The 20,848-nt window shown below is 58.8% G+C and carries 22 protein-coding genes; 8 read left to right on the top strand and 14 right to left on the bottom strand.

The window, feature by feature from the left end; all coding sequences use genetic code 11:
- Positions 1-219: 219 nt before the first annotated feature.
- Entirely contained in the window at positions 220-441 is a 222-nt protein-coding gene (locus FEF26_RS03180) for a hypothetical protein (RefSeq protein ID WP_138252097.1), read from the top strand.
- 38 nt (positions 442-479) lie between these two features.
- Here FEF26_RS03180 and FEF26_RS03175 read toward each other — a convergent pair whose 3' ends face one another.
- The 7 genes from FEF26_RS03175 to rplS form a co-directional block, all read right to left on the bottom strand.
- Positions 480-1,781, bottom strand: a complete 1,302-nt coding sequence (locus FEF26_RS03175) for a DNA-processing protein DprA (protein WP_138252096.1) — start codon at positions 1,779-1,781, stop codon at positions 480-482.
- A gap of 9 nt (positions 1,782-1,790) precedes the next feature.
- A complete protein-coding gene (locus FEF26_RS03170; protein ID WP_138252095.1) occupies positions 1,791-3,347 on the bottom strand; it encodes a YifB family Mg chelatase-like AAA ATPase in 1,557 nt (518 codons plus the stop codon).
- A complete protein-coding gene (locus tag FEF26_RS03165; protein WP_138252094.1) occupies positions 3,344-3,715 on the bottom strand; it encodes a YraN family protein in 372 nt (123 codons plus the stop codon). The genes FEF26_RS03170 and FEF26_RS03165 overlap by 4 nt, the downstream gene beginning before the upstream one ends.
- 211 nt (positions 3,716-3,926) lie before the next feature.
- Positions 3,927-4,613 (bottom strand): ribonuclease HII, encoded by a 687-nt coding sequence (locus tag FEF26_RS03160; RefSeq protein ID WP_243730385.1) that lies wholly within the window; start codon positions 4,611-4,613, stop codon positions 3,927-3,929.
- Positions 4,610-5,329, bottom strand: coding sequence for a signal peptidase I (gene lepB / locus FEF26_RS03155; RefSeq protein WP_243730384.1), 720 nt, complete (start codon positions 5,327-5,329; stop codon positions 4,610-4,612). The genes FEF26_RS03160 and lepB (FEF26_RS03155) overlap by 4 nt, the downstream gene beginning before the upstream one ends.
- Entirely contained in the window at positions 5,326-6,027 is a 702-nt protein-coding gene (lepB, locus tag FEF26_RS03150; RefSeq protein WP_243730383.1) for a signal peptidase I, read from the bottom strand. The genes lepB (FEF26_RS03155) and lepB (FEF26_RS03150) overlap by 4 nt, the downstream gene beginning before the upstream one ends.
- A 36-nt stretch (positions 6,028-6,063) precedes the next feature.
- Complete coding sequence (gene rplS / locus FEF26_RS03145; protein WP_138252092.1) at positions 6,064-6,459, bottom strand: 50S ribosomal protein L19; 396 nt, start codon at positions 6,457-6,459, stop codon at positions 6,064-6,066.
- Positions 6,460-6,848: 389 nt separating this feature from the next.
- Here rplS and FEF26_RS03140 point away from each other — a divergent pair, with 389 nt between their 5' ends.
- The gene (locus FEF26_RS03140; protein ID WP_138252091.1) at positions 6,849-7,289 is read left to right on the top strand and encodes an SseB family protein; all 441 of its coding nucleotides are present in this window, start codon (positions 6,849-6,851) and stop codon (positions 7,287-7,289) included.
- Here the strand turns inward: FEF26_RS03140 and trmD are convergent.
- The 5 genes from trmD to ffh form a co-directional block, all read right to left on the bottom strand.
- Complete coding sequence (gene trmD / locus FEF26_RS03135) at positions 7,277-8,005, bottom strand: tRNA (guanosine(37)-N1)-methyltransferase TrmD (RefSeq protein ID WP_138252090.1); 729 nt, start codon at positions 8,003-8,005, stop codon at positions 7,277-7,279. The genes FEF26_RS03140 and trmD overlap by 13 nt on opposite strands.
- A gap of 18 nt (positions 8,006-8,023) precedes the next feature.
- Positions 8,024-8,626, bottom strand: a complete 603-nt coding sequence (gene rimM / locus FEF26_RS03130; RefSeq protein WP_138252089.1) for a ribosome maturation factor RimM — start codon at positions 8,624-8,626, stop codon at positions 8,024-8,026.
- Between the two features lie 22 nt (positions 8,627-8,648).
- Positions 8,649-8,906 (bottom strand): RNA-binding protein, encoded by a 258-nt coding sequence (locus tag FEF26_RS03125; protein WP_138252088.1) that lies wholly within the window; start codon positions 8,904-8,906, stop codon positions 8,649-8,651.
- Positions 8,903-9,325 carry a 30S ribosomal protein S16 gene (rpsP, locus tag FEF26_RS03120; RefSeq protein WP_138252087.1) on the bottom strand — a complete coding sequence of 141 codons (423 nt, stop codon included), beginning with the start codon at positions 9,323-9,325 and terminating at the stop codon, positions 8,903-8,905. Before rpsP ends, FEF26_RS03125 begins: the two co-directional genes overlap by 4 nt.
- 202 nt (positions 9,326-9,527) lie before the next feature.
- Entirely contained in the window at positions 9,528-11,114 is a 1,587-nt protein-coding gene (gene ffh / locus FEF26_RS03115; protein ID WP_138252086.1) for a signal recognition particle protein, read from the bottom strand.
- A 106-nt stretch (positions 11,115-11,220) separates the two neighbouring features.
- Between ffh and FEF26_RS03110 the strand changes: the two genes are divergently transcribed.
- The 4 genes from FEF26_RS03110 (at position 11,221) to FEF26_RS03095 (ending at position 15,109) form a co-directional block, all read left to right on the top strand.
- Positions 11,221-11,766 (top strand): hypothetical protein, encoded by a 546-nt coding sequence (locus tag FEF26_RS03110; protein ID WP_138252085.1) that lies wholly within the window; start codon positions 11,221-11,223, stop codon positions 11,764-11,766.
- 10 nt (positions 11,767-11,776) lie between these two features.
- Positions 11,777-12,448: a hypothetical protein gene (locus tag FEF26_RS03105; protein WP_138252084.1), complete on the top strand. Its 672-nt coding sequence runs from the start codon at positions 11,777-11,779 to the stop codon at positions 12,446-12,448.
- A 23-nt stretch (positions 12,449-12,471) separates the two neighbouring features.
- Positions 12,472-13,662, top strand: a complete 1,191-nt coding sequence (gene ftsY, locus FEF26_RS03100) for a signal recognition particle-docking protein FtsY (protein WP_243730382.1) — start codon at positions 12,472-12,474, stop codon at positions 13,660-13,662.
- 211 nt (positions 13,663-13,873) lie between these two features.
- Positions 13,874-15,109, top strand: a complete 1,236-nt coding sequence (locus FEF26_RS03095; RefSeq protein ID WP_138252083.1) for an ammonium transporter — start codon at positions 13,874-13,876, stop codon at positions 15,107-15,109.
- Positions 15,110-15,283: 174 nt separating this feature from the next.
- On the opposite strand, the gene FEF26_RS03090 is transcribed toward FEF26_RS03095, so the two are convergent.
- The gene (locus FEF26_RS03090) at positions 15,284-16,504 is read right to left on the bottom strand and encodes an MFS transporter (protein ID WP_138252082.1); all 1,221 of its coding nucleotides are present in this window, start codon (positions 16,502-16,504) and stop codon (positions 15,284-15,286) included.
- Between the two features lie 229 nt (positions 16,505-16,733).
- Here FEF26_RS03090 and FEF26_RS03085 point away from each other — a divergent pair, with 229 nt between their 5' ends.
- Positions 16,734-18,170 carry an ATP-grasp domain-containing protein gene (locus FEF26_RS03085; protein WP_166432896.1) on the top strand — a complete coding sequence of 479 codons (1,437 nt, stop codon included), beginning with the start codon at positions 16,734-16,736 and terminating at the stop codon, positions 18,168-18,170.
- Between the two features lie 99 nt (positions 18,171-18,269).
- Here FEF26_RS03085 and FEF26_RS03080 read toward each other — a convergent pair whose 3' ends face one another.
- On the bottom strand, positions 18,270-20,054 hold the full coding sequence (locus tag FEF26_RS03080) for an ATP-grasp domain-containing protein (protein WP_138252080.1): 1,785 nt from the start codon (positions 20,052-20,054) through the stop codon (positions 18,270-18,272).
- Between the two features lie 457 nt (positions 20,055-20,511).
- Here FEF26_RS03080 and FEF26_RS03075 point away from each other — a divergent pair.
- A partial coding sequence (locus FEF26_RS03075; protein WP_138252079.1) for a transposase family protein occupies positions 20,512-20,848 on the top strand: 337 nt, incomplete at its 3' end.

Here is a 20,848-nt window from a genome sequence, read left to right as displayed (position 1 = left end):
GACCTTGATGGTCATGGTGTGAATCAACCTCCGCTCCTTGGGGATGGACGCGGCGCGAAAGCATGCCGAGTTGGTGTTCGAGACCGCGGAGCACATGGCTTCTCACCCGGCACTGGGGCATGGAGACCGCAATCCAGTGGCGGACGAACTCGGGCCGTCTAAACCCAGCTGGCAGAGCACTCGTGATGCACTCCGGAGGCGCCGCTGATTGAGAGGGATGTGCCGGAGAAGACCTTCCTGGATGTCTTGAGAGAGTGGGATCGGCAGAGCACCGGGGCGTGGGACTACCCTTTGATGGCGATGAGCGCAGCACGACTGGGTCGCCCTGATCTGGCGGTGGACGCCCTATTGCTACGTGTGCAGAAAAATACCTACCTCAGTAATGGCCATCATTGGCAGAATGAGGGCGTGCCACTGTATTCCTCGAACACGAAGGGTTGAGGGTTGAGCCCCTTTCTCCGGTGAGTGGAAGTGCCGTCTCAACTCCCAATGTCACGAGACGGCGCCGCACGGCCCCACCCTCCCTGGCTTCGGCGGACAAGTCTTGTTCTCTCAAGCCGGCTGAGTCCAGCGAAGATCTGGGGAATTGGCAAACCCGCGATCTCTGAGAGGCGGCCGGGCGTGGTGACTCTCCGAACCGGAAGCGCGTCATAGATGCGCCGTGCTGCTTCATCCAGGCCATCCAACGCTGAGAAAAAGTCCTCAACGGGTGCGTGTCTTTGACTCGATTCGATGACTTCTGGGGCTTGTGCGCCAATGTGTGGGCCTTCTGCGGCAACAAGTTCCATAACGTCGGCTGCGTCGGTCACGACGTGAGCGGGTGTGTGGCGCAATAGACGGTGGCAGCCCGCTGAACTGGCAGAGAGGACACTGCCGGGTACGGCTCCTACCGGTCGGCCGATGTCCATAGCATGGTGCGCGGTAGACAGGGCACCGGAGCGCCAGCGCGCTTCCACGACAACAACCGCAGCGGACAGTGCCGCGATGATTCGGTTGCGTTGAAGGAAACGGTGTCTGGTCGGTGCTGACCCTGGTGCCATCTCGCTCAGAACGATGCCGTGGCGCAGGACGTCCTTAAACAATCCCTCGTTTCCGGCGGGGTAGAGCCTGTCTACTCCCCCAGCCAATACCGCAATCGCGGGACGATGACCTCGCTGAGCGCCTGCCAGAGTTCCTCGGTGAGCAGCAGCATCGATGCCGTACGCGCCGCCTGATATGACGGTCACGCTGTACCCGGCGAGCTCACGGGCCGTCTCCCATGCGACGTGACCGCCGTAGTCAGTCATTTCACGTGAGCCTACAACGGCTACGCTCCGACCCGAGCGTGGAAGGTGTCCGCTCACAGACGCGTACGGGTCGTGATCATCGCTACCAGAGAGCCTGAACCACAGCCCGATGGGCTGGGCGGCGCCCAGGTCGCCCAGTTGTCTCGGCCAGGCAGCATCCTCAGGGATCAGCAGCCCCCCTCCCTGGCGACCCAGAGATCGGAGCATCTGCGTGTCACCGATTTGGGCGAGCCGTGTCCGCCACCGCGCCAACGCTTCAGAGAGTTTCCGCTGCCTTGGTGTCAGACCTGAAGACTCTGCCGCTTCTCCCACATTCTGCTGATCGCTGGCGCTGGGTTTCTGCCCTGAACGGATAAGGTGCAGCGTCCGTTCAGCGCCTAGGACAGAGACCGTGATGGAGCCCAGAAGATCACCAGGTTCGATAAGTCGACTCAGATCTGCTCGTGCCTGGCGTGTTCCCTCCGGCGCCCATGCTGGGACGTTGTCAGCAAGCATTCCTTCTCCTCAGGGTCGTACGCCCACATGCCGCAGATGCAGGGCGATGTCAATGTCTTCATGGTCTGGGATGTCTTTGAAGGAAAGGTCCGATAATGTCCACGCGAGCCTTAGGACTCGGACGTACCCTCGGAGAGAAATCTGAGCTCGATCCAGGCTTGCGTCGAGGGCCTGGAGGCTGGCACGCGGGAGTCGCAGTTCGTTGGACAGCAAACTCAGCGGCGCTTGGCTGTTGAGCTTCAGCCCATGCGGACCCAGCCTGCTGCCTTGACGTTGCCGCGCGTGCTGGACCCGCTGCGCCACCGTTGCAGAACACTCGCCCCTGTCTTCCAGCGCTAAGGCAGCTGATCGCGGACGATCAACCTTCACCTGAACATCAACGCGGTCAAGCAGTGGCCCGGAGAGCCGACTGAGGTAATTTCGCCGCTGTGCCACTGAGCAGACGCACTGTCTTCCCGATCCGACGTTCATGCCGCAGGGACACGGGTTGGCAGCCAGAACAAGCTGAAAACTGGCAGGGTAAGTGACTTGTCCAGCTGATCGGTGAAGCGTGATTGCTCCTCTTTCCAGCGGCTGCCGCAGCGAGTCCAAAACATGGCGGTGGAACTCCGGAGCTTCGTCAAGGAAAAGCACTCCCAGGTGGGCACGTGTGGCAGCGCCTGGACCCGGGATTCTGCTGCCGCCACCGAGGATGGATGCCGCAGAGGCGCTGTGGTGCGGCGCTTCGAAGGGGCGGCTCCGTTGGAGTTGGGTGACGCTGGTGGCCCCGGAGCTAATCGACGCTATCGCCGTAGCGACCATGGACTCCTCATCGTCGAGCGGCGGGAGAATCGACGGGAGCCGCTCGGCCAGCATTGTCTTTCCTGCGCCCGGAGCGCCCATGAGTAGCATGTGGTGCCCTCCGGCAGCAGCAACTTCCAGGGCAAACCGGGCCTCCTGCTGGCCCCGCACCTCCGCAAGGTCTCTTTCATGCAATTCATGGGGACTTCCGCTGCTGCCTGAACCTCCGGTGATGCGTTCCGGCGCTGTTTCCGGTGGGCGAAGCACTTTCCGAGCTTTGGCCGTCCCGAAGTGGTGGGCTATAGGCAGAACATGGTCAGCAGTCAATACCTCCACTCCTGACACAAGGGCAGCCTCGGCGGCATTGTCGGCAGAGACCACCACAGTGCCAATCCCTGCGGCGGCGGCAGCTGCCACCGATGGCAATATGCCTTTCACAGGCCGGAGCCTGCCATCCAATCCCAGCTCTGCGAGGAAGACGACATCAGAAGTTCCCGTCATGTAACCGTCGGCAGCCCAAGCACTCATCAGAATTGCTAGGTCAAGACCGGATCCAGACTTCGGCAGTGACGCGGGAAACAGATTGACGGTGAGTCGCCGCCGTGACAGGTCGAGTCCGGTGTTTTTGGCTGCGGACCGTATACGGTCCTGGCTTTCCCTCAGTGCGGCGTCGGGCAGTCCCAGCAGGACGAATGCTGGCAGGGTCTGTCCTATGTCGGCTTCGACTTCGATGAGTCGGCCTTCCATACCAATGAGCACCACTGAGCGTGCCCGACCCATGGTCATGGAAGGTCCTTGAGATGCTCGACGGCGACTGGGGTGTCTGCGCGGATATCCCCCGGATGCAGAAGAATCGCAATGGCATCAATTCGCCGACGTGCCGGCCTGATTGGAACATGAGCGGCGTATTCCATGAGCAGCCTTTGCAGCCGTCGTAGTTTCAGTTCACTGATGGCTTCGAAAGGGTGTCCGTAGTCCAGGCCCCGGCGAGTCTTAACTTCCACAGCAACCAGCTCATGGCCATCCATGGTGATCAGGTCGAGCTCACCGGTTGGTGTACGCCATCGTCGCTCCAGTAGCTGGTGGCCGTTCGCTATCAGGTACTCCGCAGCTTTGTCCTCACCTACTAGTCCTGTCCGGTCTTTGGCCCGCATAGACGCTCCCTTCCCCTGTCCGTGATCAACCAGACTGCGCTACAAAAGTTGCCGCGGAGGCGACGCATGAGGGACCTGTGGAGACCTCCGCGTGTCAGGGGCGGACTGCCCACAGGTGGGGATAACTGTGCTTGCTCAGCTCAACAATCAGCTGGGCCGGGTGTTGGAATGAAGAGCTCTGGGGGCAATGGGCGCCCAGCCCCATCAGGTCCTAGAGTCCGGGCAGCGTATCCGTGCCGAGGTTCCAGGATGTGCGGTGGTGCTGGGTTGCCCCGTGTGAGAGGATCGCTGCCCGGTGGGCGGCAGATCCGTAGCCCTTATTGGAATCCCACCCAAACTCGGGGTGGTCGCCAGCTAACTCAGTCATCAGTGAGTCTCGTTCTACTTTGGCCAGGACGGAGGCACAAGCCACACTCAATGACGTGGTATCAGCCTTGGCTATGGTGATGACCGGGACGTCGGCTTGGATCCAGTCGTGGATTCCGTCGAGGATGATGTGGTCGACAGGGTGTCCCAGTTCTTCGTGAATTGAGGCGAGGGCTGCCCGGCCTGCGGCACCCATAGCTGAGGTGAGCCCGGCGGCGTCGATTGTCTGTGGCGTGGAGTGTTGGACGCTGAACGCTTTGGCGTGCTGACAGATGGAAGGCTTCCAGCGTTTGCGGGCCGGAGCAGTCAGCAGTTTCGAGTCCCGGACTCCGTCGAGTGCCTGCCAGACACCAGTGCCTGAGGCGTGGACTTCTTGCGGGAGCGTATGCAGATCGATCACGACGATTCCGACGGTCACCGGCCCTGCCAGAGCGCCGCGCCCGACTTCGTCGACGCCTGCGATGTAGCGGGAGCCGGTCTGCTCAGCGAGTGCCAGCTCGGGAAGGAGGGTGGCGTTGGGAGCGGGGCTCACTGCGGCTCTGGGACAGTGTCGAAGGGGTCCCGCTCGGTTCCTCCACCACCCCATCGGTCAACAGGCCAGACAATGCTCAAGGTACGGCCAATGATGTCTTCTTCGGGTACTGCACCCTGGTCCGGCTCATCGGCGTGGGAGCGGGAGTCTGCTGAGGCAGAGCGGTTGTCTCCCAACAGCCATACATGCCCTTCGGGAACGGTGACATCGAAGCTGGAGGTAGAGGGTTCCATTCCGGGGAAGAGATACGGCTCATCGATGGGCTCACCGTTGACGAGGATGCGTCCATCATCGTCGCAGCACTCGACCTCGTCGCCTTCGAGTCCAATCACGCGCTTGACGACGTAGTGACTTGAGGTGTCCGGGGCCAGACCGATGAAGATCAGGGCCTCTTGAACGGAACTGGTCTGTGGCTCCGGGCTACCCCACCAGCTTCGAGTGTCTTCGAAGACGACGACATCTCCGCGCTGTATGTCCATCACGCCGGGGGCAAGGAGGTTAACGACGATCCTGTCGTCGACTTCCAGTGTGGGTTGCATGGATTCTGACGGAATGTAGAAGGCCCGCAGAAGGAAAGTTTTAATGATGAAGGAGATGACAACCGCCATCACGACGATCACGACAAGTTCGATGAGGAATGAAACCGCCCAGTGGCGTTTCTTCTCAGGTCGCTGCTCCTGGCCGGAAGCCTCGGCGGAATCCTCCGCAGTACTCACCGCAGGCCTCCTTCAAGATCGCGTCGGTCCTCCCACGGCCAGACCACGGAGGTGGCCGACCCGATGATTCGGTCTTCGCTGATCATACCGCCACCGGGTGCGCCCAGTAGGTCGCGGGAGTCTACTGACTCTGCCCTGTTGTCTCCCATGACCCATATTCGCCCTTCTGGGACAAGGGCTTCGAAGGTCAGGTCTGAGGCAGGCTTCTCTGGGCTTACCTCATACGGGAGGTAGTTTTCAGCTATAGGCTCACCGTTGACCGTGAGCTGGCCTGAGTCGTCGCAGCATGCCACCAAGTCTCCTGCGGCACCGATGACACGCTTGACGTAGACGTGCGGTGCGGATCCCAGGCCGACCCAGTGCCCCAGCGTCTCGAGACTTCGGTTCAGGCTCGGACCGCCTTGATACGGGGTGAAAGACCCTTCACCGTCGAAGACCACAATGTCTCCACGTTTAGGTCCGTTGTCCTCGGGATAGCTCTTCGACACTGCAATGCGTTCTCCATCACGCAGGGTCGGATCCATGGATTCTTGATTGACCGCATAGAGGTCCACCGCGAAGACACGGATCGTGGTGCTGATGAGCAAAGCAAGGATGACGACGACGCCGGCGCCAATCACCCAGCGGCGGGGGGCCTTAAACAACCGAGAGCCCCGGGACGCAGAGCTGGGCTCAGCTGTCTCGGGGCTCTCGGGCACGTTCAGGTTGCTTTTGCGGGGAGTCTGCGCTGAGGATCAGGCCTCGACGACTTCCTCCACGTCTTGCCCTTGGGCACGCGCCACCTGGGACTCGCGCTTCTCGGGGATACGCGCAGCCTTACCGTGGCGGTCGCGCATGTAGTACAGCTTGGCACGACGAACGTCACCGCGGGCGCTGACTTCGATCTTGTCAATCACTGGGGAGTGGACCGGGAAGGTACGCTCCACACCGACGCCAAAGGAAACTTTACGGACGGTGAAGGTTTCGCGCAGACCGGAGCCCTGACGTCCCAGGACGTAACCTTTGAAGATCTGGACACGGGTCGTCTTGCCTTCCACAATGTTGACGTGGACGTTGACAGTGTCACCGGGACCGAATTCCGGGATATCGCTGCGCTGACTGGCGGTATCAACAAAGTCGAGTTTTTGCATAGCATCTCCTCCAGAGGCTGCCACAGGTCAACGCCCTGATATCGGGGACCCTGGCCGAGTGCGCTTTGCACGCTCACGGCTCTGGTCAAAAGTCTCAGTTTTCCGGTGGGAGCGGAATGCTCATCCACCGTCTCCTGGCTGTATGGCACCTCTCCCCTGTGGCAGAGCCGGCACCCAGCAGGCACAGCACTCCATCTTATGTGCTTGCTAGTGTTTTATCCACTTTCTTGGTGAGGTGGCTCGTTGCGGCTGTTTTTCGCTCAGCGCCCAAAAAACCGGTGGAGGGACTCTGGGCCTCGCACAGTGGGCGGGGTCTCCCGTAGCGTGGGCGGATGCGGCACAGCCGTTGATGATCCGAAGAGTGAGTCGAGACTGGAGAGTGACTAATCATGACTGAAGCACCCACTGAGAACGTTCCTGACCTGCAGCAGGCTCTGAAGGATGCCACAGCGAATCGTACCGATGAGGGGTTCCTGCAGGATGACGTGACCAATGTCCTCAATGCGTTCCTGAACAGTCCCGTGTATGTGGCGAGCTCTGAGGATCCTCAGGGTGAGCAGGGCACCAACCTGCTGATGGTGCAAGACAACGAAGGCAACGCTCTGCCTGTTCTGTTCACCACCCCAGAGGCTGCCGGTGAGCATAAGGAACAAGCTCCCCATGTGGTGCAGACCAACGGAATTACCTTGGTCCAGTCACTCAAGGACGTCGGAGTGGTCTTGGATCCGATGAGTGATCACCAGTTCCTGATCCCTGCCGAGCAGATGGGTTCGATGCGCAGCTTCGTTGAGGAGCGTCTAGCCGAGGCTGAACCAACTCAAGAGGACTGATATCGCTGCCACAGGTCGGGGCGGACCTGTTGGGTCCGCTCTTCGGCCTGGGTTTGGCGCCATGCGGCGATTTTGGCGTGATTGCCGCAGAGCAGAACTTCCGGAATGTGATGGTCCCGCCACTGAGCGGGCTTGGTGTAGACCGGGTATTCCAACAGCCCGTCACTGTGGGATTCTTCCTCCAGGGAGGCATCGTTGCCGATGACTCCGGGAATGAGGCGTGTGATGGCTTCGACCATGACCACGACTGCTGACTCGCCCCCATTGAGGACGTAGTCGCCGATGCTGAGCCGCCGCACGTCGAACCGTTCAGCTGCCCAGCGAGTGAATCGTTCGTCTATGCCTTCGAATCTTCCCGGTGCGAAGACCAGGTGAGGCTTATGGGAGAGTTCCTGCGCCCTGTCTTGGGTGAAGAGTTCTCCAGAAGGCGTCGGAATGATGAGGACTGGCTTTTCAGAAATGGCTCCGACGGAAGCGTCGGATTCTCCACGCTTGAGCACGTCCTCCATGGCCAACGCCCATGGTTCGGGCTTCATCACCATCCCTGCCCCACCACCAGCGGGGGGCGAGTCGACACTGCGGTGTTTGTCGTAGGTGAAATCGCGAAGGTTGTGTCGGTGGATGCTCAGCAAGCCATCCTGCTGTGCACGTCCGATCAGGGAGAGATCGAGGACGTCGAAGAACTCGGGAAGAATTGAGATGAGGTCAATTTTCACCGGCGAGCCCCAACAGCATCACGGAAAGAGACCCGCAGGCGGAGTGAGCGTGATGAGCCGCTGACCGGGGTCGACCTCGGGGACGATGTCCTCGACGAACGGAACCATGACTTCCTCACCGTTCGGTGTCTTTACGACGAGGATGTCTTGGGCGGATCCGGTCAGCAGCGCTTCGACTGTTCCAAGCTCTGCCTCTTGGCCACTGACGCAGCGGAACCCCTCCAGCTCGTGGGAGTACCAGCCTTCTTCGTCGTCGTCCTGGTCTTCGACGTCTATGAACAGAACGGATCCGCGGAGCTCTTCGGCGGCGTTTCGATCGGGCACTTCGGCGAACCCCAGGAGGCAGATCTTTTTGTTCCACCGTTGAGTAGCGACCGTAAGTGTGCCCAGCTCTGTGTTTGCGCCGCTGGTTTTGGAAGAGAGTTCAGAATTTTCTGACGGATCTCCGGGGTCTCGGAGCAGAACAGCTCCGGGGGCGAGCCGCTCGGTGGGCTCATCGGTGAAGAGCTGGACGGTAACTTCACCACGGATGCCGTGCGGCTTCCCAATACGAGCGACCCGCAGACGCTCGCCCTTGGGAGGCGGTGTCTGCGGGTCGGGTTCGTATGCGGTCTTGTCCACTGGTTGGTGGCCTATGGTGTTCTCAGCGACGGCGGTCAGTGTCGACGACGTCCACGCGGACGTCGTTGCCGCCGGGCAACGCTGCGATCACGGTGCGCAGAGCTTTTGCGGTGCGGCCGGCTCGCCCGATGACTCGCCCCAGGTCCTCTGGGTTGACCAGGACCTGGAGAGTGTCGTAGCGGCGGCCAGTCTTCCGGCGAACGTCGACCTCCTCAGGTGAGTCGACGATTCCGCGGACCAAGTGCTCTAGCGCGTCAGTGAGCGCAGCGTCGGTGCTCATGCTTCGGTCTTCTCCTCGGAGGAGTCCTCAGCTGCGGGCTTGTCTGCCTCTGCAGGTGCCTGCTCAGCGGCTTTGGACTTGTCAACGACGACGGAGCCCTTAGTAGGAGCTGTGAACTCTTCCTTAGGCGTACGAGTCTTCAGCGTGCCTTCCGAGCCTTCGAGGCCCTTGAACTTCTGCCAGTCACCGGTGATCGTCAGCAGTTGCTTGACTTGCTCAGTGGGCTGTGCGCCCACCGACAGCCAGTACTGAGCACGTTCAGACTGGATCTCGATGAACGAGGGCTCCTCTGTTGGCTGGTACTTGCCAATTTCCTCGATGCTCTTGCCGTCACGCTTCACGCGGGAATCAGCAACGACAACGCGGTACTGGGGGGCGAATTTCTTGCCCATTCGCTTCAGACGAATTTTGACTGCCACTTGTGTGGTTACTCCTGTAGGTTTTGGGGCGTGCACGGGACCTGAGCTGCGTGGGGTGATGCAAACAGCTTTTGTCTTGCACTAGAACGCTGGTCAGATCGGCAAGAGTAGAGGGTGCTCACCGAATCTGAGCAAGGTACCTGTGTATTCTGCCAGATAAACTGGCCTGACGCATATCCTTAGCGGGATTCAGGTCGTTTCCCTACTTGAGGTACTTTTCGAATCCTTTGGGAAGGTTGAGCTCGTCAGGGTCGAAGTCACCCGATCCTGCACCGAAGCTTGAGCCGTCCATCTGCTTCTGAGTTCGCCGCAGCTCCGCTTCACGTGCCTGCTGAGCGGCTTTGGCCGGATTTCCTGACTTCGCCTTGGGCTTCTTGCCTTTGGCCTTGGTCTTCTTCCGACCTCCTCCTGGCGCCCCCATGCCCGGCATTCCACCGCCTGGCATTCCCGGCATATCCGGCATACCGCCCCCGGAGGCCATCTTCTTCATCATCTTGGCCGCCTGGCCGAAGCGTTCCAGAAGCTGGTTGACTTCCGAGACGTGGACACCGGAACCGCGAGCGATGCGTGCGCGTCGGGAACCGTTGATGATCTTCGGCGCGTTGCGCTCATGTGGGGTCATGGAGTTGATGATGGCCTCGACTCGATCCAGCTGCGAGTCGTCGAACTGTTCAAGCTGCTGGCGCATCCCTGCAGCGCCGGGCATCATACCCAGCAGCTTCTTCATCGAGCCCATCTTCTTGATTTGCTGCATCTGGGCTCGGAAGTCTTCAAGAGTGAAGTCCTCCTGGTCGGCGAACTTCTGCGCCATTTTGGCCGCTTCATCCTTGTCCCAGGTCGCCTCAGCCTGTTCGATCAGACTGAGGATGTCACCCATGTCAAGGATCCGGCGAGCCATCCGGTCGGGGTGGAAGACCTCGAAGTCCTTCAGCCCTTCGCCTGTGGATGCGTACATCACAGGCTTGCCCGTCACCGACGCCACCGAGAGCGCTGCGCCGCCTCGCGCATCGCCGTCAAGCTTGGTGAGCACTACTCCGGTGAAGTTCACACCTTCGTTGAACGCCTGGGCGGTGTTGACTGCGTCCTGACCGATCATGGCGTCAATGACGAACAGCGTCTCGTGGGCGTTGACAGCGGATTTGATGTCGGCAGCCTGGCGCATCAGTTCTTCATCGACGCCCAGTCGGCCGGCGGTGTCGATGATGACCACATCGTGGAGTTTGGACTTCGCGTGTGCAAGTCCTTCCTTGGCCACAGCCACCGGATCCCCGGTCGCAGCTTCAGTCTCTGAGCTGACTCCCGGATGTGGGGCGTAGACCGGCACCCCGGCACGCTCGCCGCCGACCTGCAACTGCTTCACAGCATTGGGCCGTTGAAGGTCGCATGCGACGAGAACAGGGGTGTGTCCCTGGTTCTTCAAGTGCAGCGCCATTTTCCCTGCGAGGGTGGTTTTACCAGCTCCTTGGAGACCAGCGAGCATAATGATCGTCGGTGGCTGCTTGGCGAACTCCAGCTGACGGGTCTCACCGCCGAGAATGCCGACGAGCTCCTCGTTCACAATCTTGACGACCTGCTGCCCGGGATTGAGGGCCTGAGCTACCTCCGTCCCCAAGGCACGAGCTTTGATCCGGGCGATGAATTCTCGGACGACAGGGACGGCGACGTCGGCGTCGAGGAGGGCGCGCCGGATTTCCCTGGCGGTGCCGTCAATATCGGCCTCGGTCAGCTTCCCCTTGCCGCGGAGGTTCTTGAACGTCGCTGTGAGGCGATCTGAGAGCGAGTTGAACACGTCGGGTGCGTTTCCTTAAAGACTCATAGTGCCGTCAGTCGAGGGTATTCAGCCCCAGCTTGAAGCTGACCCGGACTCGAAACTTCCAAAGCTCTAGAGTAACAATGTGAGCCAAGACCATGATGCACAGGTGATCAAGTCAGCGCTGGGGACCCACCTGGCATATCTCCGCGCGGCTGAATCCGGTCATCGGGCCGCCGGACGCGCACTGTCCCAACACCCCGAGCTTTCGCATCTGGTGAAGCTGCAACGGAGCCCGATCGCCCGCTCAGCGGCCCACCGCGCACGCGGTGCATCTTTCGGGCAACGGGCAGAATTCGTCGAACAGCTTCTCAATTTCCCGGTCTCAGGCCTGCGCTCATTGACCTCCGGAGATATGCGCACGCTGCAGGTCCCGGCGCACATCGGCGAATCTGCTGTACCGCAACATCTTTCCGAGGCCATCGCAGAACGCGAGTCCACCGCACGCTTAGCCGCCGCGAAACCGGCCGCCCGGCCTGCCACGCACAAGGACTCCGGTAAACATGAGTCAGCGGGAGACCCTTCAGAACAACCACTTCGGTATGAGGATGAAGTGACGCTCCCCACACCAGAACGGAAGCCCCGCTGGTACAGACGAAGCTTTGGGGACATCCTTCGTGGACGCAAGTAGGATCGAACATATGACGGAAAGAACCCAGCCCGAGAGTATTGACCTCTCAGATGCCTTCGAACACGATGGCGAGGAGCCCGAGCTGGCCGATGAGGAAGAACCCACCGAGGTTGACTGGGCCCCCGAGACCAGAGACAAGATCCTGCCCCCGAGCGATCTGGGAGACAACGCTCACCAGGTGGTCACCGCGCTGCTGGGCCATCAGCAGGATCTCGTAGCGGAACTTCGGAGCGTCTATGATCAGCTCGAGCAGGTCCGCCAGGTGGAGTATGCGGCATTGGAGTCACGCGTCCAGGACGCTGAGGCGACAGTTTCGGCGGCACCATCCTCGGGAGAGCTGCAGGAGCTGCTGAACCTGCTCGAGAACATTTCCTCCTCTTTGAAGGAGCAGGAAGAGAAGCAGTCTGATTTTGACCTGGCTCTGCGTGAGGCTGGCGAATCCTATGCCACGCAATTGGCCGAACGTGATGCCCGCATTGCGGCCCAGAATGCCCGTGTTGACCAGTTGGAAATGGCAATCAGCGCTGCCGTGGAGTCGGCGGAATCCGCGCATGAAAAGCTGGGCGTCTTAGCGAAGGAAACAGAGTCCAGCCTCATACACAGGGTCGGGGAGCGCGTCTCCCCTGCTGCCCAACAGGCACGGAATGCTCTGAACACTATTCGGAGCCGCTTCAGGAGATAGAACCCTGTGCGAGACTTGGGTGCGTGGAAACCTCAGTCTTTATTACGTTCATAGTTCTCAGCCTTATCCTGCTTTCCCTGCTCGGACTGTTCCTGGTCAAGGGGCGCCCGCTCTCCCCTGGTAGGACGACCAAAGAATTCCCCGAAACCCGGGACCACGACGATCTCCCACCTGGGGCTCCTGATGAGCCAGACGGAGCGACCCTGGTCGCAGACCGTCCAGAGGGAACTCCGTCCGACCTAGATGTCGAGGCTCCTGAGGCACCGGCAGAGACCGTCCTGGACACGCCGGAAGCTGCAGACACCCGCCTTGCCCGCCTCCGGGCCCGACTGGTCAAATCCAACAACATTTTCAGTAAGTCTCTGCTTGCACTGTTGAGCCAGGATGAAATCAACGACGACGTCTGGGATGAGATCGAAGAGACTCTCCTGACCGCTGATCTCGGCGCTGATTCAACGTTTGAACTGGTGGAGACCCTGCGCGAACGGGTCAAAATCGAAGGGTCGAAAGACCCGGCTCGAGTGAAAGCCATCCTCCGCGAGGAACTTATTAACCTCGTTGACCCAGAATTCGACCGCAGCCTCGCCATTGAAGTCTCCGGCCGCCCAGCTGTGGTGATGGTGGTGGGAGTCAACGGCGTTGGCAAGACCACCACCGTAGGAAAACTCGCGCGCGTGCTGGTGGCAGAAGACAAAGACGTCATTCTCGGGGCTGCTGACACTTTCCGTGCGGCAGCCGCTGAGCAGCTCACCACGTGGGGTTCCAGGGTGGGAGTTCCGACGGTCTCTTCGGACGTTGAGGGCGCAGATCCCGCGTCAGTGGCTTTCGAGGCGGTAGACAAGGCGACTGAGTTGGAATCAGACATCGTGATGATCGATACAGCCGGCCGCCTGCAGAACAAATCGAACTTGATGGACGAACTTGGCAAAGTCAAGCGTGTCGTCGAGAAGAAGTCACAGGTGGACGAAGTCCTGTTGGTTCTTGACGCCACGACGGGTCAGAACGGTCTGAGCCAGGCAAAAATCTTCTCCGAAGTCGTCAACGTCACTGGCATCGTTCTGACCAAGCTCGATGGCACTGCTCGCGGCGGCATCGTCGTCGCTATCCAAAAGCAGCTGGGTGTGCCGGTCAAACTTATCGGGCTCGGTGAGGGCCCCGATGATCTCGCTCCTTTCGATGCCGAATCATTTGTGGATGCCCTTTTGGAAGAATGATCTGACTCTTTCCAAGAGCGTTGCGGCGCCCCACTCCCCTGGATTCCGGGGCCTGAGCGGGGCGCCGTCGTCGTGTTATTCCCTTTTCGCCGGAGAGATTTAACGTTGCTGAAACATGAGGGCACTCGAGGTGAAACACATAGAGGACAGCATGGAACACAGCTCGCGCCGATGAGGGTCATCGGTGAGTAACGTTCCTGGAGGGAACCTGATGGAAGCAGATGTTATTTGGGTAGTCGTAGCAGGTGCTTTGGTCCTGTTCATGACCCCTGGTCTTGCACTTTTCTATGGCGGTCTCACACAGACCAAGTCCGCCGTCAACATGATGATGATGAGCTTCGCGGCCATGGGTCTCGTGGCTATCACCTGGACACTGTGGGGTGATGCGATTTCCTTCGGTAGCTCAGTTGGTGGCCTGTTCGGCAACCCGGCAGACAACTTCGCGGCCTTCGCATCCTTCGAAGCGGCAGGCGATGAACTTGTCTTGGTTGGCTTCGGCGGTACGTTCGCCATCATCACCACGGCACTGATCTCCGGTGCTATCGCCGACCGCGCTAAATTCTCCGCATGGATGATTTTTGTGCCGATCTGGCTCACCCTCGTCTACGCGCCGCTTGCACACTGGGTGTGGGGCGACGGAGGCCTTCTCGTGGAAGGTGGCCTGATCGGTGATGCCGTAGGTGAAGCTGTGGACTTTGCTGGCGGCCTGGTTGTCCACATGTGCGCCGGTCTAGCGGCTCTGGCTTTGGTGCTGGTGATCGGCCCACGTAGCAACTTCGCTCCCACAAAACCTCACAACGTGCCATTCGTCCTGCTGGGCGCCTCGATCCTCTGGTTCGGTTGGTTCGGATTCAACCTTGGTGAAGCCGGCAGCACAGATGAGATCTCTCTGAACTGGCTGAACACGATGCTGGCTCCCGCCGCCGCTCTGACTGCTTGGTTGCTGACTGAGTGGGCACGTGGCAAGAAGCCCACTCCTGTGGGTGCGGCTTCCGGTATCGTCGCTGGTCTTGTGGCCATCACACCCGCTGTGGCACATGTACCGCCAGTGGGCGCTATCATCCTGGGCGCCATCTCTGGTGTTATCTGCTGCTTCGCCGTGGACTTCAAGTATGGCAAGTATGACGACACCCTGGATGTTGTGGGTCTGCACTTCGTCGCTGGCCTCTGGGGCACCATCGCCATTGGCCTCTTCGGATACGAAGACATTTACGGTGAGGGCCGCACCGGCCTGCTGATCGGCGGAGGTTTCGACCTTCTGATCGCCCAGGTCGTGGCAGTTGTCGTGACCCTGGTCTTCGCCTTCGGCGCCACGTACATCATCGGTATGGCGATCCATAAGACCATTGGATTCCGTGTCGATGACAGCATCGAAGAGACTGGCATTGACTCCGCAGCTCACCAGACTGAGGCCTACGCCACGGTCCCAGTGGACACTCGCGCATAAGGTGTCGAACATCCAGTAACACTGAGTTCGCGTATCACCTGTAGGTGGTGTGCCAACGAGTGAGAAGTCCCGAACCCCCTGATGGGTTCGGGACTTCTCACGTTACCCAGTGTGCTCTCGGCCGCCGGGGCTCAGCACAGCTGGATCGGACTCACACCTTTCGGACATGGGCCCCTAGGGCTTGTCCGGAAGAGTTTCTGGTGCTGCCGCCCAGGCTGCGGCACCAAAAAGCATCACGATGCCGGTGATGCCGAACGCCCATGCGTAGCTCAACTGATCGACCAGGAACCCGGCCAGGAGCGGTCCGAGAATTCCACCGAGATCCTGTGTCATCTGGAAAGTGGACACCACAGGGCCGCCGTTCCGTCCTTCCCCGACAATGTCGGCCACCGCCGCTTGTTGCGCAGGAACAATCAGTCCAGTTCCAGCCCCGGCAATCAGACTCAGGAGCAACAGGATCCAGGGGTCCGGGGCGAATCCCAACAGCCCGGTGGCGATTGCGGCAATGACCAGCCCAATCATGATGGGCGGACGACGGCCCCACTGGTCAGAGCGTTTTGCCAATGTGAAGACTATGGCCACGTTTCCTACCGCGAATGTGGCCAGCGCGAAACCCGCAAGCTGACTGGAGTCGATGATCCAACCACCGCCGACGAATGCTGAGGCGGCGAAGAGCGGCACGATCGAGTTGCGCACTCCAAAGGTTGCCCAGCCGTTGACAAATCCAGAGGTCAGCGCAGCCCGGTAGCTCCGACTCTGCCAGGCTTCAACGAGACTGGCGTTCTGGCGGGTCTCCTTGTTTTTCCGGTCCTCGAGTCTGGACTTGCGAAGCATGAAGTAAACCAGGGCCGCAGCGAGGATCAGGGCCCCTCCATAGACCAGGAATGGGACCCTCTGCCCGAAGACGAGGAGACCGGAACCGAGAATGGGCCCCGCAACGTTGCCGATCAGGAATGCTGACGCGTAGGCACCGGCGACTCTTCCTCGAATTTCTGGGGGTGATTTCCGAGCCAAAAATGTCATGGCGGATACGGTGAAGAATGTTGACCCTATGCCCCCAAGTGCCCGGAAAATGAGCAGCAGTTCGAAGGTCGGCGCATAAGCCGTCGCAATCATGGAGGCAGCGACGATCAGAAGGCCAATGACGTAAACAGGAGTCTCCCCTAGACGCTGGGTCAACTTCCCTGAAGCGGGAGCGAAGAGCAGCCGGAAAAGCCCAAAGGCTGAAACGACAGCCGACACTGCGAAGGCAGAGACTCCGAAATCGGATGCGTACTGCGGCAGGATCGGAGCGACGATCCCGAAACCTATGGCGATAACGAACGCCGACGCGATCATCACTTTCAACTCTGGCGGTATACGGGGGCGGGAAACCTGCTCGGCGTTAGTGCTCACGTAGAACCCTCAACAGCATTCACGACATTCGTCTTCCCGACGCATCTACGCTGCTGATTCGCGATAACACTCTCCACCTGTGCCGAGACCAGTGATTAGTGGCAAGAACTCCAAGCGCTGCACTCCAAATCACCTTTCGGTATCCGCGATGCCGCAGAAAATACGGGTTGCCCTTGGACGCTCCGACAAGTGGCTAGTAGGCTCAACCAAGACTCGGAAAGGACGACTTATGTCAGCAGCATGGCCACAGCACTTTTCCCCCGATGTCGTCCGGCGGACCTACGGAGGCGGGAAACTCTCCAGCTACTGCCTTGCCTTAGAGGCATGGCGCAGAGGTTTGCAAGTCACTTTCTACGATGCAGACCTACGGATATTCGGAATCAGTGACGGCACAAGGAGGGTCGTTTTTAACGACTCCAGGCCCACGTCTATCACCAAACGTAGCGATTACCAAAAGCTCATCAAGAAATGGGACACGAAGCGGCTCATGGAGAAAGAGCAAGTTCCTGTTCCTCGAGGGCGTCTCTTGGACACTGCTGCCACGAGCCTTAACGACTTAGAATCGATAGCAGCAGAGATCGGTTATCCTCTAGTCATCAAGCCGAATGGCGGAACAATGGGCCGGGGCGTCTTTAGCAACATACCGTCGTGGGCAGAACTGTCTTCCTCATGGAATCAGCTAGTTGAAGAGATTCGTGCGGAAGAAGTCCTGATAGAAAAGCATCACTCTGGTGATGATTATCGAATCTTGGTGGTAGGAGACAAGGTAGTAGCCGCTTGTCTGCGAGTTCCAGCAAACATCGAAGGCGACGGTACCAAGAGCGTCGAAGAGCTCATCGAAGATAAAAATTATTCACGAAAACAGAATCCCTTTTTATCCAAGGGTCTGATCAAAATAGACTATGAGGTCAGACAGGAACTTAAGAAAAATGACATGACGCTTGGAAGTGTTCCCACTGACGGACAGACTGTTTTTCTGAGAAGAATTGCAAATGCCTCAGCGGGTGGCGATGTAATCGACGTGACAGAAGCACTACCGGAAGCAATAAAGGATGCAGCGATTCGAGCTGTTGCAGCCATACCCAACGTTGTGGTGGCTGGCGTGGATGTTCTCTACAAGACTGGCGAAGCCGCCACTCCGGATACATTCACCGTAATCGAGATGAACTCTCGTCCTCACATACCCGTTAACATGTACCCGACCCAAGGTACCGGCCAAGACGTCCCCAAGGGCATGGTTGACTATTTCTTTCCGGAGTCTTCACGGAGCGAGCAACCAGGAGACGAGCTTCTTAATTTTGACGTGCGTCCACTTCGCGCAGCACTTCGCGCCAACGTTGCCGGGAGCGTGACTCTGAAAGCGCTGCCCCCGTCCCACTATCCCGCGCGTTACAAATACACTTTCGATGAAGGCGCAAGCTGCCTCCCGATAACTGAGTCGCAGAAGCAAGAACTCCAAAAGGAGGCTCGCCAATTGAATGCCGCTGGTTCCCTCGAACGGAGGGGAAAACGTCTCTTACTTATGCTCGCCGGTCCGGATAGAGAGTCTCTCCAGCCATTAAGAGAGGCCGCTGAAGAGATCATAGGTATTCCTGCTTCCTCGGTTGATGAATGGCGCGGGGTTGTCACGGCAGGCTTCCGCGTACCAGGGACATTGCTTCCCTAGTTCAACTGTAGAATTTCGTTCCGCGAGAACGAGCCTTCTGGGAAGGCGCAAACAGTCCCCCGATTAACACCAGCTACCGTTCAAATTCCGCAACATGATCTAGCGCACCACCCAATCAGCCATGACAGAAAATGATCCGGCAAGTAGTCTTTCAGCAGACGCTAGCTTGGGGTCCACCTGGATTCCCTCGAAAACGGGTTCTCGAGATTCTCCATCCGTAGGGGTTGCACCCGGAACGTATAGATCCACGGCAGCCCACCGCAGATCAGGAACCGCGCGCATCACGCTGATTGCCGCTTTCGACGCGCCTATAAGCATCTCCTGCGTAAAGCGCGATCCTCCACTCGAGGATGTGAGGGCGAAAACTCGATCCTTCGAGGCATAAGCGCGCAGACGCACACCATCCCAATATGGTTGAATAACCCATCGACTGGAACCCGTCATGAGCTTTTCGATGCATGCACGATGACCGATGTGACAATCGGCTCCCAGCCAAGGACTGTTGACTGGAGTGGCGGCGAACAGGCCACGATGCCGAGGGGAAAATCGAGCAACTTGATCTGCGCTCGACACCACGGCAGCGCGGACCTGTCGGACTCCCCGTTCACGGAGGATCTTCCGAATGGACGCATGCCTTCGTGACAGGCGATACGCTGACAGAGAATCGTTTTCGCCACGCAAGTCTGAGCTGAACCAACGTTCACGCCCATCGTGGCCCTTCAATTGAACCAGCGAGGCAAGACGGCGCGCCTGGAAAAGGCCGGAGCCTTCGAGACTGTTCCAGAGTAGACCCGACAACCGAACCACCTGCGATTTAGTCCACAGGTGTGGGTAGAGCGTGTCCATAGTACTCGGCTCCGTATGCCTCTCGGGAAACCGACCTTCAGCGGGAGGGAGCGGATGACTTCTTTTGAACCGCTCCCGCCAGGCAATAGCCGCCACGTTAACCGGGTCACCAGAAACGGGAAACATTGAACCCGCAAATCCGGCATTAACGTTTACTTCGATAACGTACGCTCTACCTGTATGGCGTTCTACCGCTAGGTCTATTCCACCCCAATGAAGTCCTGGTATTGATCGAATAGATCGAACAGCCATCTGCCTAAGTTCATCACTAAATTCACTTGTAATTTCGTGGGGCTCTCCACCACTGCTTAACCCGCCTACGTTCCGTACCACGAGTCTCTTTCCTGATTCCAGAACGTCATCTATCCGCCAACCCTGAGCGTCAAGAGTCGACAGAAGCGTCGCGTCGACCGGAATAGGGTGATTTCTCAGCAATGGACTCTCTTCTTTCAGAAGATTAGCCTCCAGAATGAGTTCACGTATAGATGCCTCACCATTACCGACGACGCTTGGCAAGACGCGTTTGTACGATGAGACAAATTCTTGAGAGGTAGCAATGCATCGAGCTTCAAAGTCGATATCAATAAACTGCTCTACCAAAACCACGGGGTTGATACTGGCCGCAAGCCTATATGCTTCTCTAACCTCGCGCGCACTGAATACATTGACGCTCACGCCCTTCCCCATTGATCCCTTTGCGGGCTTCACTACAACAGGTCCTTCTAATTTCTGTGCGAAAGCAATTGCCTGCTCTTCTGATCCAACAACCGTGCCTTGGGGAGTTGACACTCCTGCTTGCGTAAGAAAAGACTTTGTAAGAACCTTGTTATCGGCTATTCTCGCAGCCATAATAGATTCATTAACCGTGGTGCCATCAATCAAGATCATCCGATCGGATGTCTCAGCCACTGCAACGCGATAATTTACCCAGGAAATCTCTGCTCCAGCTGCTTTTTGTGCTTCACGGGCTATCAGCTGGGCACCCAAACCACGTGCCGGCGAGATGGTAGATGCCTCATCTTTGCCTTCACACACCATCTATCGTATCCCCCTCATAGCATGCAAGCTTTAGGCACTGACTCTCCAAAAGTCTAAATGCCAGCTCGTGGAACTGCAGATTTAACGGTCCTTACGTGGTTGCAGTGGGGCAAATACGCGCTAGATAAAAATCCCCAAGGTCCGAGAATACACCTTCTGCGCCATAAGTCCCCGAAAGCAAACTTCACAACGGCGTTCCAGGCTCTCACGTGGGCGAGCGAAATGCCCGCTAGCTGTGACTCTAGACATGACTGGTCTGGGATTGGCTGGCAGGATTGGTACTGGCCGTTCCCTCCATGGATGTGGCTCACATACACACTGGCCCTTTAGTGGCTCTTCGGACTTCAGGTGGGGGTGGCGACTCGCGGAGGTTCTCGGGTAGGGCATGAAAGAGGGGCCGGGGCCTCGATGATGTGTAGCGACCAAGCAACACGTCGTCAGAAGGACCCCGACCCCGATGTTCGAGAATACGCGCCCCGTCTCTGCTTGCCCAACAGGCAAGATCAGCTACTGCCATGACTGCGACCTCTTCGCTGATCTGGAGGGCCTCCACGTCACCGCTGTAGACCGGCCAACCAAGAAGGCGGCGCTGATCGTGTGGGTGGAATCAGCAAAGACCCTCACCGGTTGCCCCGATTGCGGGGTCATCGCTGTCAGTGCTGGCCGGCGAGAGGTCGAGCTGATTGACGCTCCGGTCTATGCGACACCAGCCCGGCTGATCTGGCGCAAGCGCCGGTGGCGCTGCCAAGACGTTGACTGTTCACGCGCAGTGTTCACTGAGCAAAATCCGGCAG

This window comes from Nesterenkonia salmonea, assembly GCF_005771525.1.
Classification (GTDB): Bacteria; Actinomycetota; Actinomycetes; order Actinomycetales; family Micrococcaceae; genus Nesterenkonia; species Nesterenkonia salmonea.
Note: the sequence above shows the minus strand (reverse complement) of the source record. Positions and strands in the feature narration are given on the sequence as shown.